Origin of the sequence: Sulfurisphaera javensis (assembly GCF_041154675.1) — an archaeon.
Classification (GTDB): domain Archaea; phylum Thermoproteota; class Thermoprotei_A; order Sulfolobales; family Sulfolobaceae; genus Sulfurisphaera; species Sulfurisphaera javensis.
This window is the reverse complement of record NZ_AP031322.1, coordinates 2,285,927-2,299,096: the sequence shown is the minus strand read 5'-3', so window position 1 is coordinate 2,299,096 and position 13,170 is coordinate 2,285,927. Positions and strand designations below refer to the sequence as shown.

Genomic DNA, 13,170 nt, shown 5'->3' with positions numbered 1-13,170 from the left:
GAAAAGAGGTAAAGTCTTTATGAAATTACCATATCACCTCAAATAAATGTTTGAAGCTCCACAAGACTAAACTTACGATTAGTTTTTTATATATATTGTAAATTCTTTCAAAATATGGAAAAATCTTTACAGCTTAAGATGTCAGGATTTTTACTTTCAATATTAGTCTTCATATTTGCTAATCAAGTCTGGTCGTCTGGGGGATATATAAATCCTTCAACAGAAATTTCGACCTGGCTTCTTATAGTCTTTGGATTTATATCACTATTTATTTCTCTTTTTATTAGAAAATACTCTGAAAAGTACGAATATGTTTTATTTTCCTTAACTCTAGCCTCTGTTATTACTTTTATTATTGGATATTATCATTCTTTCCCAAGATATGGGACAGATGAAATATTCATAGACTATTCTGCAGCTAAATTGGTAATTCACGGTATTAATCCATATACTTATAAATTCGAACTTCTCCCAAATGAGGTTTTGCCCTTCTTTATAACTCCTACTGTATATGGCGGCTATGTAGATACCTTACAATATCCCGCATTATCTTTCCTTCTTCAAGTACCGTTTGCCCTTCTAAATGCACCTCCAGATCTTCTCCTTATTGTATTTAATTTGTTGTCATATATCATTATCTTCTTTTATTTTAAAAAAATAAATACATCAATTCTAGCAATTATTTTAGCCCTTGTTTCTCTCTTAATTAACATTAACTGGATGTTCTATTCTATTGGTGGAGTCACTGATATAGTTTGGACTGATTTAGTTGCTTTGTCCTATGTTTATAAAGAGAAACCTATCATTTCCTCAATACTCTTGGGTTTAGCTATTTCTTATAAGCAAACTGCATTAATTATTTTACCTTTTTATCTTTATTTTCTCTATAAGGATATTTATAAATCCTCCTTTCAAATGATTAGATACTTGCTTATAGCAAGCCTAACTTTTGTTTTTATTAACTTACCATTTATTGTCTCTTCTCCTATCACATGGATTGATAGTGTATCTGGTATAGCAACACAGCCTATATTAGGTGTAGGTCTGGGAATCTCAGCATTAAATTTCACCGGAGCTATCCATGTAGGAAGAATAACATTTTACGTTTTACCAGCTATAGTTTATCTTACATTTATTTACATTTACATCTTATACTATGATAGGCTAAAATATACTTTTCCAGCCTATCCTGTCTTAGTTTTCTTTTTCTACGATAGACTATTATTGAGTTATCTAATCTACTGGCCTTATTTGGCTTTAATCATGTTACCGGAATCCTCAAAAGTTGAAACTGAGAATAAAGTTAGACTCGATCTTAAGAAACTCCTTCCAGTTATCTTAATAAGTATGGTCGTTGCAGGTTTTTTATTTACTAGACCTTATTCTTCCTCAGTTGTTATTGTATCAGCAAAGGCTTCAGACCCCTTAATGCTCAACAATATCGTTACCGAAATAACCCTTGAAATATATTATAATCCCCAACCTGGTGATCCTAGGTCTTTGCCACTAAGCTTTAGAATTCTACCCTATTATCCTACTCCACCGACAAATACTATACAGACTAATGGTCTATTATGGATAGCTAATGCATCTTTACATCCTGGATTAAACATTATAAGTATCTATCCAAGGACGTTTGTTGATTTACTAAATTATAATAATCCTTTTGTAATCGTTGGTTATTATGGTAATATTCGTGCTTATTATGAGTCCATTTTTAATAACGACACTTACTATCCATTTCAGAATCCATATTTAGCTTTAGCAAGTTACACTGTTAACTTAAAATCTTATCCTTATGGATGGTATTTTGGGCCTAACGATCAAGCAGGTTATGCTTGGTATATTTATCGAGAATTGAACAATACAACTTATTCTCCGGGAATTTTAACTTTGTATGCAGTGAAGAATTTAACAAGAGAAGGATGGGCAGCATCTCAATTAATTAATCCTTGTGTAAATTTGACTTATTTAGGTTTACATAACTATACTTACACATTTCAAATCAGTAGAATTTCATCAAATATAAGTAATTTCTCTATAGTCTCGAATGGTTATCCAGTTGTTTTTTATGGTATTGAAATAAATAATGGTAAAGACCAGATATGGATAGGCTATTCCAATGTCTCAGCTTGCTATCATCCCAACAATAATCTTTATGTTATCCTAGAAAATACAACAAAAATTAGTATAAACTTTAGTGAAATATATAAAATTGCTGAGGAGAATAACTACTATACATCTAATGTAAATTTTATATTTATAGTAGGTACTACATTAAGTGGTTACGCAGAAGCTACTTTTATGAATTTTAACTTAACACGAAATTTATGAATAATAAGCAGAAAACTTTCTCTCTTTAAGATATATCTTGCAAATCTGATATCATCTCCACATCGTTAATCATGTCATCAAAATGTAACGGATTCATTCTTAAAGCTAATTGTAGATTACGTTGTATTTACTACGTAAACCATTATACTTTAAAAACTATTTGTAACTGCTAATGATAACGTTTAATACTTGTCCTCTTATTATAACCTATGAAAAGGTTTGATGTCGAACAATTACTTATAGGAAAAGGCAATTATATAGATGACTATCCCTTTAAAGGTAAATATGCGATTTTTGTTAGAAGTCCTTATCCACATGCATTAATAAGAAATATTGACGCTTCTGATGCTATTAAACATGGAGCACAAGTATTAACTGGAAAAGATATAATGGCTAAAGCAGTTGAATCTGGAGATAGAGAAGGAGCCAGCTTATCAACTTTAGTAATTGCAACAAAGAAGGCATTATATGTAGGCCAACCAGTAGCACTAGTCTTAGCTAATGATCCATACGAAGCAACAGACTTAGCGGAATTAGTTCAAGTAGATTATGAACCATTAGAACCTATTCCAAACATAGAAAAAGCGCTTAAAGGCGAAGTTTATGTATTTGATGAGCTTAAAACCAATATAGTTAAAGAACAAACATTTGAATTTGGTAAGATTTCTTCTCAAGGAAAGCATCTAGAGCTGGATTTATATTGGTCAAAAAGTAGTGGAAATCCAATAGAACCCTTTGGTGCTATTATTTATCCTAAGGAAAACGCTATAGAAATAATTTCAAATTTACAAGCAGGAAATGCTGTTTCTGCAGAAATTGAAAGAGCTTTAGGTGTAAGGGTAATACATAAGAATGCAAGACAAGGAGGAAGTTTTGGTTCCAAATTCTCTTTAGGCAAATATTTAGCTGTTTTAGGATTTGCGTCTTTAAAATTCAAAGTACCAATAAAGTGGATAGAGACGAGGACTGAACACTTACAAGCATCTAATGCAAGTGGTCCAGAAAGGAAGTTCAAGATTCATGTTTATTATGAGACTTCTGGAAAAGTTAACTTTCTTGACTTCCACATTTGGGAAGACGTTGGTGCTTCAAAGGAAAATGGACAACCTTTTAAGCCTTTAGGGCATTTAACTGGGCCATATAAAATACCCGGAATAAGATATACAGCTACATTAGTTGCAACAAATAAGAACCCGCCGGGAGCGTTTAGAGGAGCAGGAACACCACCTCATACATGGGCATTAGAAAGAGTTATGGATGCTGTAGCTGATGAATTAGGGATTGATAGAGCTGAGATAAGGAGAATTAATGCTATAGACTCTTTTCCTTATGATTCCGGTTTCGCCTATTATGATTCCGGAAACCCTAGAGGTTTGCTAGAACTTGCTCTCTCAAGAAAGGATATATTCTCTATGAGAGATGAAAGGACTGGTGTAGGTTTAGCGTTATCGACAGACCCAAGTACGCCTTCAGGTAGTGAAAGGGTTAAATTATCAATAAGGAATGGAAAAATTGTCGTTTCGTTAGGTTTTGGACCTGAAGGACAAGGTAATGAACATACTGCTATGTTATTAGTGTCAAAACTACTTGAAGTTCCTATTGAAAACGTTACTTATGAAATAGTTGACAATACAATTTTACCATCTTCCTTTGGACCTGGAGGGAGTAGAATGGCTGCATTTACATATGGCGCAATTTCAGGGGCAGTAGAGGAGCTTAAAGCTAAGCTTAAGAGAAAAGCGGAAAACTTGCTAGGAAAAGTCGAGTATAAGAATGGCTATTTTGAAGGAGAACATGGCAAACTTAGTATAACTCAATTCGAAGGCGAGGAAGTAGATTATACTTTTACATTACAAGGGAAGTATAGGTATAATGCTTATCCTTTTGCATGTGATTTAGCTGTAGTTAGAATTGAAGATGGAAGAATTAAACCAATAAAGCACGTAGTTTATATTGATCCGGGAAATCCGATAGATGAAGATCTAGTTAAAGAGCAAATAATTGGAGGGACTGCCATAGGAATTTCGATTGCGTTATATGAAGCGTACGTATACGACGATAATGCAAACTTATTAACTACAAGTTTAGCTGATTACGGCTTACCCACAGCAGCTGATTTACCAGAGATTGAAGTTAATATAGTACCTACTCCTTCCCCCATTACTCCAGGTGGTGTTAAGGGAATTGGAGAAATCCCAGTTGGAGTTGCTGTGGCTGCAGTAACTAGTGCAGTAGAAGATGTTCTAAAAAGAAAAATAACCAAAGTGCCTATAAGATTGGATGAATTAGATTATTATTAAATATTCAGAAGCGGAGAGAAAGTTGATCCGAATCTAAGGGACCTTCCAAAAACGGTGTGAAAGAGAAAGATATTTTGTTCTAGAACAATTATTAAAGGATCATGAAAGGAGAAAGAAATATAATAAGTTAATTTAAAAAGACATTGCTAATGTTTTAGGTGATAAAAATAAATTATCTAATTTTATTTATTTTTACGTATGTCTTCACTTTTTGATAGTATAAATGCATATAATATAAGACCTTTCAAGAGGATGGGAATTACAGTAGATGAGGAACTTTACTATGGTAAATTTGTAAGTAAATTTGTTCTTTCTCTTTCTCCTAAGAAGGTTGTTGAGTTAGGATGTGGAAATTGTTTAATTACGAAAATAATTAAAGAAAATTTAAAGAAAGGTGATATTATTGGAATAGATGATTGGAAAGAAGGAGAAATTGAGAAGTGGACAAAACCGGTCAAAGGTAAGGTTGATATAGTGCAAAACTTGTTTCCATTACCTTTCCGTTCTTCCTCTATCGACTTAATATACACAGTACTTTATTTTTATAACGTTCCTAAGAAGGAGAGAAAAGAGAAGATAGAAGAAATCAACAGAGTCCTAAAAGATGATCACTATCTCATTCTAGTTGATTTAGATATTGTAAGGAATATGAGAAAGGACTTTCCTTTTAAAGAAGAGTACTTCCATCAAGATCAGGGAATCTTTATATCTATTATGAGAAAAAGAGGCGATGAAAAATGACTATAAACTTGCTAAGAATTACTTCATTATTTATTCTTATGCTACTGAATAAATTTTACTTTAAAGGGACTAATCATATATCAAAGAATATCTTTAATTTAACCAACCCTAATAATTTAGGTATTACTAATTTATTTTTATCAAACTAAACATCGCATATGAAATTGCCATTTGTGTTAATGCTTTCTGGCATAGTTTTACTTTTCCTTGGGGGTATTCCGGGAGTTCTTGAATTTATGAGTATGCAAGGATTTCCATTAAATCCTACTTATAATTTATTCCCAGCGCATTGGTTTATAATGATTTACGGTTTCTTTGGCGCTTTGATAGGAAATGAAATATTAGTTGCTTTAAGCGTTGAGTGGAGAGGTGAACAAGCTGACGATAGGATTATATTAGCATTTCTGGTAACTACCATTCTTGGCTCAGTATCCTTTATATTTAATAGAAGTATAGGATTGTTATTTGCCTTAATTTCTATGTTTATTTTACTTATGTATTCAAAGGAATACCTAGGGTATTCTAAGATAGGACTTAAACCAATGACTTACAATTATCTACTATTCTTCTCTATAATGATTTCTACTGCAATTTTGGCAATTCAAATTGGATTAGGTTATGTAATACCTTATTTAAACTTAGTTTACCCAGCTAGTTTGATTATTGCAGTAATGAATAGAGATATTGCTTTAGTAACTGGAGTGAGAGTTTCAAGAAGTTGGGAAAATGTGCTAGCTTTTATCTTGTTAATTTTGGGAATGAGCTTTTACCCTCATGGCTGGGAATTCTTAATTCTTTCATGGATTTTATCATTTCATGCTTCGGGTCTTTACAAATTTAAAGGAAGAAAATATCCTATTATTCACCTCTTCACAGCTTGGCTTTACTTACTATTAGCTTCAATTTTTGTAGGAAATTATGATGTGTGTATTCATGCTATTGCAGTTGGTTTTCTCTTTAATACAGTATTTGGAGTGGATGTGGTATTGATGGATATGTTTATCAATGCTTTCGGTAAAAGACTTGTAGCAAAACCCTCCTACATCCCTTTCGCCATCTTAAACTTTGGTTTAATTATGAGGATCCTTTATGATTTTGGAATTTCCCTTTCATTTTTTATTTTATCAGCCCCTCTTCAAGGGATTGGTATAATTTCGTTTTTTGTCTTAACTTTAAGGCAAATTATTAAGGTGAGAGTAAGATGAATAAGTCAGATACAAAAGGTAAAATAAGAAATCATGCCCTCTATTTTTTAGGAGTATTATCCTATATAGTTTCTTTAGTACCATTTGAAATAAATTGGCTAAGAGCAATAATATTAATTCCTATTATAGCTTATACGCTTCCTATAATGGAGTATTTACAACCAAGAGCAATGAGTTTAAAGATAAGAGATAAGGACATATTATTAATTATTCCAGCAGTTGTGCCTTATCTTTTTATGAACTTAAATATTTATTTGCTAATACCTATATCGTTATTAATTCTTACTTTCCTTCTTTATTACTTAAAAGCAACAATGTGGGGAACGGTGGTTGGTACAGCATTTGAGGCTTCGTTGTCAATCGTTTGGGCAACATTTGTCAATAATTTGTTATTTCTACTACCATCAATATATTGGCTTCTTTATATCTTTACCGGAGCACTTTATGTGGAATATAAAATACCGTTCAGAAAATTAAGTAAAAAAGCGCCTCAGATAAGTTGGTTTATCTCACTATTGCTTCTATTCTTTTTAAGTATAAAATTCCCTTTAACTTTAGTATCATTAATAGAACCAAGCTTCCGATTCTTTAACCCTGGAGATAAGCTAAAATCAGTGAAAGAAATTAAAGATTTAGGAAAGAATGGATCTAAAAAAGATCTAATATTTCTAGGAGTTCTTACAATAACTTACACTATTTCAGTAATGTATTTGCATATATAACAAAAAGATAGTTAATTTATTTATCTATAAAATGCTCTAGTCATGGAAGATAAAAAAGAATCAATATAAAGCCTAAATTTCTCGTCACTTTTAGTAAAACTAAAAACTTCAGTTTAAAACCTTGAGAGCGTGCATATAGTCGTAGTTAAGATATAACTTATTTCTACAACTTCTTTGGACATTTTAACACTATTCGTATACAAATCTTTATCTTTCAATCTTTAGATAGAGATCATAGATACCTTAAATTTTTACCTATTTGACGACATTATGCAGTTTTTCCTTATAATATAAGATTGAAATAATATCACAAATATAATAGATGATAAGAAATATATCCATAGAATACCTTAGTTATAAGGCCAATTTTCCTAGAATATTGTATTTTTAACGCTATAAAAGAGCCAATTTCAACTAGTGGAAGAACAGTATTTGCTCATTTAATATCTAAAAAACTTAAATGTTTAGGTTAGTATGCGTATTAACGAGGATATATGCTTTTAGTTTCTGAAATTATGAGAAGGGAAATAAAGCTTACAAGAAGGAAAGGTAAAATTACAAGAAAGAGATTAGCTTTTAAAGAATAAAGAAGGATCGAGGGAATAGTTCCACCAATTAAACTTGCTAATTGATATGAAATGCTTGAGGCCGTATACCTATATTTCTTCTTAAATATTTCAGTAAATATTGACGATTGAGGAGCATAAAGTGCTGAATCTGAAATACTCATAAATACTTCTCCTAAAAAATTAGGGAAAAATGGTAGAGAGAAAATGAGGAAGGAAAGACCAATATACTCTACTCTCTTTCTTCCTATTATGTCACTTAAATAGCCAAAGAATGGAATGAGAAAGAGTTGAAGTGATGTAGCTATTATTACAATTCCAGTTACTTTATAGCCTAAGTAAAAAACATAAGATGTAAAAAGATAAAAAATTGCACTTTCACTAACCTTTATTCCTATAGCCTTCAGTATCCCATCCCAATCCTCTTTTATTGCGTCGAGTAAGGGAAAGTTAGTTTTCTCACTTACTGTCATACTTTCACTAATTAGCGGTATTGAAATCAGTGAAATTGCAGAAATTACGAGCAGTGAGATTTTCCAATCTACTAAAATAGAGATTGAAGATAGGATAATTGCCAAAGGAACAGTTAACTGAATTAAGCTAAGGATAAAACCTCTCATTTTACTTTTTGCATAAGCCTCTAACAAAATTGTTGAAGCTCCTCCCCATTCTCCACCTAATGTTAATCCTTGAATTACTCTGTACGAGATAAGAGTAAAAGTATTTAAGAAGAAAAATAAGAGAAGCGAGAAAATACTTATCAGTAGATTTATAATAATTAAAGCGATTTTTCTATTTATTCTATCACCTAAATATCCAAATATAATTCCTCCCAGAAATCTAAAGATAAATCCTAAAATAAAAATGTAGAAGGGAAAAATTACAAATGATAGCTGTGAAAAGAGGAAAAATGAATACCACTCAGCCAAAGTTGATAAAAAACTACCAATTATATTCCTCATCAACTCTTTTTAGATTAATAATTAGCCTTTAAATAAACATACTATATATCTCTATATAGATTATTTAGAAATTCTTTTTAGCCAGAGAAATATAATTACTCCTATGATAACGTTTTTAATAGTTAGACATGGGGAAGCTGAGCCTAAGATTGAAGGAATTGATGATAAAGATAGGAAACTTGTTAAGAAAGGAGTCAAACAAATGAAAAGAATTGCAAATTTTTTAGACGAAATGGGTTATAAAATAAATAACGTAATCTCAAGTCCTTATGTAAGGGCTTATCAATCTGCTGAAGCAATTTTAGACAAATTAAAAGTTGATGACATTAAAATAGAGACTTACGATGATCTAATCCCAGATAAAGATCCGTCATCTTTTGCTGAAAAAATTAAAGAATTCCAAGATGATACAATTATTCTTCTAGTTGGTCATGAGCCTTATTTATCAAATTTAATTAAGCTCTTAACTGGAGCAAGTGTAGAGTTAAAAAAGGGAGGATTAGCTATTATAGATTACGATTTGAAGGAAGGAAAAGGAACTTTAAAAATGCTTTTAACCCAAAAGGTGTTGAAGTTGATTTAAATGTTTAAGGCTGTAATAGATGCTGGTTATAATTCATTCAGACTAGTTATCTATCAAATTTTTCCTAACCACACCTTTAGAATTCATTCTTCTTTAAAATTTTTTGTAAGGATTGGCGAAGGAATAACTGAAGGAGGAAAAATAAGGGAGGATAGGGTTAAAGAGGCTGAAAGAGCCTTTTCGATTTATAGAAAGATTCTTGAGAATAAGAAAATTGAAGATGTTAAAATAGTTGCAACTAGTGCATTTCGTTATGCTTCAAATGGTAAAGAGGTTGCTGAAAGGCTTGAAAAGGCTATAAATAACAAGATTGAAATTATTTCTGGAGAAGAAGAAGGAAGATATTCAGCTACTGGTATGTTAAATACTTTACCAATAAATGACGCAATACTTTTCGAATTAGGTGGTGGTTCCTTAGAATTAATTGAAGTTGAAAATAGGAAAGTGAATAAAGTCTTTCAATTACCTATAGGGGCTTTAAAGCTTTTGCATAATGACGTTAAGGAGATTAGAAAAATTGTTAATGATGCTTTATCCACAGTAAATGTAAAGAAGTTTTCAACACTCATTGGTTCTGGTGGAAATATAAGGGCTTTAGCAAAAATGGATTCTAAACTTTCTTCTTATCCCTTAAAGTCTATTCATGGTTATTCAATCTCTTTATCAAGCATTGAAAAGTACTCATCATTACTTCCTTCATTAGATATAGACGCTAGAGCCTCCATACCCGGGATAAGTAAGGATAGAGCTTTAACAATTCATACAGCTAGTATTATTGTTAACGAATTAATGAAATACTTTAATGCTAACACTTTGATAGTTTCAGCTTATGGTATGAGAGAAGGAGTGGCGACTGAAGGTTTTACATTAACCAGAGATGATTGGTTAGATGCAATTGCTTATTATCACGCTTTAGAACCTCCAAAAGAAATAATGATAGATGCAATGAATTTCTTTGATGGAAAACTTTCATATTTTGTTGCCTCAGCCTCTTATCTTTCTCTAGTTTTCAAACAGGCCGGTTATCTTAATCCTTTTGAGGCTTGTTATAGGTTTATGAAGAATGCTGTCTTACCGGGATTCACACTAGAAGAGGCTTATCTCATTAGTTTAATTTGTAAATCTGCTCATAGAAAAGTTAAAAAGAAACAGTTAAAGTTTTTAAAACAAATAGATGTTCATAAAAAGGAAATAAATAGTTTAGGAAATATTGTGAAAAATTTAGTAGACAAATATGTTGATGGTGTAAAGATATGAAAGGTGTATTAATTGCCTTTGAAGGTATAGACGGTTCAGGAAAGTCTAGCCAAGCTAGCTTATTAAAAGACTGGGTTGAAATGAAAAGGGATGTATATCTTACAGAATGGAATTCATCAGATTGGATTCATGATATAATAAAGGAAGCTAAGAAGAAAGACTTACTCACTCCTTTGACTTTTAGCCTTATTCATGCTACCGACTTTACAGATAGATATGAGAGATACATTTTACCCATGCTAAAAACTGGCTTCGTTGTAATTTCAGATAGATATATTTATACTGCTTATGCTAGGGATAGTGTTAGGGGTGTTGATATAAATTGGGTAAAAAAGCTTTATTCTTTTGCAGTTAAACCGGACGTGACTTTTTATATAAGAGTTCCACCTGAAGTAGCATTAGAAAGGATAAAGAAATCGAAAAGGAAGATAAAACCCCAAGAAGCTGGTTCCGATATATTTCCAAATTTGTCTCTAGAGGAAGGATTTCTTAGATACCAAGGTTTAATTACGGAAGTTTATGACAAAATAGCAAAAGATGAACCTAACTTTATTATTATAGATGGTGTAAAGTCACCAAAAGAAGTTCAAATGGAAATTAGAAAAATTGTAGGTGAATTAATTGATAATAGCATTTGAAGGAATAGAAGGATCTGGAAGGACAATGCATTTAGAAGCTGTCAAAAAGTACTTAGAAAAAGAAGGGTATGGTGTAATTGTATTTGGATTACAAATGTCAAAATTAATTGGAGAAAGAATTGCACAAGTAAAGAGAAACATTGTGTTTGAGAGAAGAACATTATTCTTAGCTTACGTTACAGATTTAGCTGACCAAATAGAAAATTATGTTAAACCATCATTGGAGGCCGGATTTATTGCCTTAGCTGATGGTTATGTTTTAACTTTAATGTCATGGGGTTTGGCTAGAGGTTTAGAAAGAGAATGGATGAACGATGTGCTTTCAATATTTCCTAAGTCAACTGTGTATTTCTCTCTAATATCAAGGCCAGAGGAGATAATGAAGAGAATAATTAAGAAAAGAGGTTATTTAGATCCTTTGAGTGCTGGAATAGATATTTGTATAAAAGATGACGTATTTATGGCATACGCAGATTACATAGACAAGTTTCAGAGCGCATTAGTTTCTCTATCTGAGAAAAATAATATAATTTATACAGATAGAGAATTTAATGAGGTTCATAAAGAAATAGTGAGCAGAATTGAAGCTATTACGCCCTGAAGTATATGCAAATACCCAACTTAAACAGTCTCTAAAAATAAAAGATATTGACCCAGATAGTATACATGATGCTAGAGTAAGTTTAAGGAAATATTATGATGTACTTTCATCATTATATCCGGTTTATGAAAATAGTGAGTGTTTGTTTCTAGCTAAAGAAGTTATTTCAATTTTAGGAAAAGTTAGGGATATGGATATTTGTAATAGAAAAGAGAACAGAGACATTTTAGCAAAAAAAGCAATTAAAAAAATTCAGAGAATCTCTTTATGCTATTTACCCCCGAAAATATTTGGAAGTAGACTTCTAATATTTAACAGAATTCTTAGAATATACTCTAAAATTGATGGAATAAACGACTTTCATGAACTAAGAAAGATGGTAAGAACTACTAGAAATCTAATTGAATCTTTAGGATATGAAAATAAAGATATTAAGAATTTAGCAAAAAAGATGGGAGATATAAGAGATGAAATACTTAAAATGGAATGTAATGGTTGGATACCACCAAGTATTAATTTGGAAATATACAAAGAAGAGGCTATCTCAATTATTATGAAGTTTTTGAAGACGCAAAATGAGTTTCACTATTATACTTTCGAGTAGATATTATAATAAATAAAAATCTTAATTTAATAAGTACAATAACTAGTTAATTACGAGATTGATTCCTTCCTAAACATTAAGGAAAATATTTTTACCTACAAAATTTAATAATAAATGTGCTTATTGAAACTTCTGCAGACGTATACTTGAAAGAGGCTGATGAGTTACTTGAAAAAGGAGACTTAATACAAGCAAGCAAAAATACTACAAAGCAGCAGAAGAAGCAATAAAGCTTTTATCCATGAAACATAATCTGAATATTCTCAGAAAAGTTAAGCAAATGAATCACTGGAAATCAGAGTATTTATTTATCGCTGTGGAAGAGTTGTCTTCTTTTACGTTAAAATTAAAGACTGGTGGAAAATTGCATGGATCCTACACGTTGAAGGATTTCATGAAGCTAATTTAGATCAATCCATCATAAGAAAGTATAAAGAGTTAATTAGGAATTTAATTAATCTTTTGTAGTTTTACTTTATCTTCCTTTTCACATATTACAAACCAATTTATAATCAGAATTTAACCTAAAGAAATTAGATAATCCTAGTATAGTCCTATACTATTATTTTAAAGAGTATAATAAACTTAGGAAGTGATCTGTCTTTCTCCTCACCCTAAATGGTACTCCAAAAAATCATCCTTTTGATAATAAAACAA

General features: G+C 31.2%; 11 protein-coding genes and 1 pseudogene. 11 read left to right on the top strand and 1 reads right to left on the bottom strand.

The window, feature by feature from the left end; translation table 11 throughout:
• Positions 1-114: 114 nt before the first annotated feature.
• The 5 genes from ACAM25_RS12755 to ACAM25_RS12735 all read left to right on the top strand — a co-directional run bounded on the left by ACAM25_RS12755 (position 115) and on the right by ACAM25_RS12735 (position 7,302).
• Entirely contained in the window at positions 115-2,334 is a 2,220-nt protein-coding gene (locus ACAM25_RS12755) for a hypothetical protein (RefSeq protein WP_369610081.1), read from the top strand.
• A 209-nt stretch (positions 2,335-2,543) separates the two neighbouring features.
• Positions 2,544-4,634, top strand: coding sequence for a xanthine dehydrogenase family protein molybdopterin-binding subunit (locus tag ACAM25_RS12750; RefSeq protein WP_369610080.1), 2,091 nt, complete (start codon positions 2,544-2,546; stop codon positions 4,632-4,634).
• A gap of 198 nt (positions 4,635-4,832) precedes the next feature.
• Positions 4,833-5,375 (top strand): methyltransferase domain-containing protein, encoded by a 543-nt coding sequence (locus ACAM25_RS12745; protein WP_369610079.1) that lies wholly within the window; start codon positions 4,833-4,835, stop codon positions 5,373-5,375.
• Positions 5,376-5,533: 158 nt separating this feature from the next.
• The gene (locus ACAM25_RS12740) at positions 5,534-6,580 is read left to right on the top strand and encodes a nitric oxide response protein (protein WP_369610078.1); all 1,047 of its coding nucleotides are present in this window, start codon (positions 5,534-5,536) and stop codon (positions 6,578-6,580) included.
• The gene (locus tag ACAM25_RS12735; protein WP_369610077.1) at positions 6,577-7,302 is read left to right on the top strand and encodes a hypothetical protein; all 726 of its coding nucleotides are present in this window, start codon (positions 6,577-6,579) and stop codon (positions 7,300-7,302) included. The genes ACAM25_RS12740 and ACAM25_RS12735 overlap by 4 nt, the downstream gene beginning before the upstream one ends.
• A 481-nt stretch (positions 7,303-7,783) precedes the next feature.
• On the opposite strand, the gene ACAM25_RS12730 is transcribed toward ACAM25_RS12735, so the two are convergent.
• Entirely contained in the window at positions 7,784-8,830 is a 1,047-nt protein-coding gene (locus ACAM25_RS12730) for an MFS transporter (RefSeq protein ID WP_369610076.1), read from the bottom strand.
• Between the two features lie 103 nt (positions 8,831-8,933).
• On the opposite strand from ACAM25_RS12730, the gene sixA reads away from it, so the two are divergent.
• From sixA to ACAM25_RS12700, 6 genes and pseudogenes are all read left to right on the top strand, one after another.
• Positions 8,934-9,413, top strand: a complete 480-nt coding sequence (gene sixA / locus ACAM25_RS12725) for a phosphohistidine phosphatase SixA (protein ID WP_369610075.1) — start codon at positions 8,934-8,936, stop codon at positions 9,411-9,413.
• Positions 9,414-10,670 (top strand): Ppx/GppA family phosphatase, encoded by a 1,257-nt coding sequence (locus ACAM25_RS12720; protein ID WP_369610074.1) that lies wholly within the window; start codon positions 9,414-9,416, stop codon positions 10,668-10,670.
• Entirely contained in the window at positions 10,667-11,308 is a 642-nt protein-coding gene (tmk, locus tag ACAM25_RS12715; RefSeq protein WP_369610073.1) for a dTMP kinase, read from the top strand. The genes ACAM25_RS12720 and tmk overlap by 4 nt, the downstream gene beginning before the upstream one ends.
• The gene (locus ACAM25_RS12710; protein ID WP_369610072.1) at positions 11,292-11,909 is read left to right on the top strand and encodes a dTMP kinase; all 618 of its coding nucleotides are present in this window, start codon (positions 11,292-11,294) and stop codon (positions 11,907-11,909) included. The genes tmk and ACAM25_RS12710 overlap by 17 nt, the downstream gene beginning before the upstream one ends.
• Complete coding sequence (locus ACAM25_RS12705; RefSeq protein ID WP_369610071.1) at positions 11,890-12,513, top strand: CHAD domain-containing protein; 624 nt, start codon at positions 11,890-11,892, stop codon at positions 12,511-12,513. Before ACAM25_RS12710 ends, ACAM25_RS12705 begins: the two co-directional genes overlap by 20 nt.
• A 116-nt stretch (positions 12,514-12,629) precedes the next feature.
• Positions 12,630-12,981: pseudogene (locus ACAM25_RS12700) on the top strand (PaREP1 family protein).
• Positions 12,982-13,170 lie beyond the last annotated feature (189 nt).

What these genes read in the sequence shown, in the direction of transcription:
- sixA (WP_369610075.1), top strand. Translation starts at nt 8,934, where the DNA reads ATGATAACGTTTTTAATAGTTAGACATGGGGAAGCTGAGCCTAAGATT.
- tmk (WP_369610073.1), top strand. Translation starts at nt 10,667, where the DNA reads ATGAAAGGTGTATTAATTGCCTTTGAAGGTATAGACGGTTCAGGAAAG.
- ACAM25_RS12750 (WP_369610080.1), top strand. Translation starts at nt 2,544, where the DNA reads ATGAAAAGGTTTGATGTCGAACAATTACTTATAGGAAAAGGCAATTAT.
- ACAM25_RS12745 (WP_369610079.1), top strand. Translation starts at nt 4,833, where the DNA reads ATGTCTTCACTTTTTGATAGTATAAATGCATATAATATAAGACCTTTC.
- ACAM25_RS12755 (WP_369610081.1), top strand. Translation starts at nt 115, where the DNA reads ATGGAAAAATCTTTACAGCTTAAGATGTCAGGATTTTTACTTTCAATA.
- ACAM25_RS12735 (WP_369610077.1), top strand. Translation starts at nt 6,577, where the DNA reads ATGAATAAGTCAGATACAAAAGGTAAAATAAGAAATCATGCCCTCTAT.
- ACAM25_RS12740 (WP_369610078.1), top strand. Translation starts at nt 5,534, where the DNA reads ATGAAATTGCCATTTGTGTTAATGCTTTCTGGCATAGTTTTACTTTTC.
- ACAM25_RS12720 (WP_369610074.1), top strand. Translation starts at nt 9,414, where the DNA reads ATGTTTAAGGCTGTAATAGATGCTGGTTATAATTCATTCAGACTAGTT.
- ACAM25_RS12730 (WP_369610076.1), bottom strand. Translation starts at nt 8,830, where the DNA reads ATGAGGAATATAATTGGTAGTTTTTTATCAACTTTGGCTGAGTGGTAT.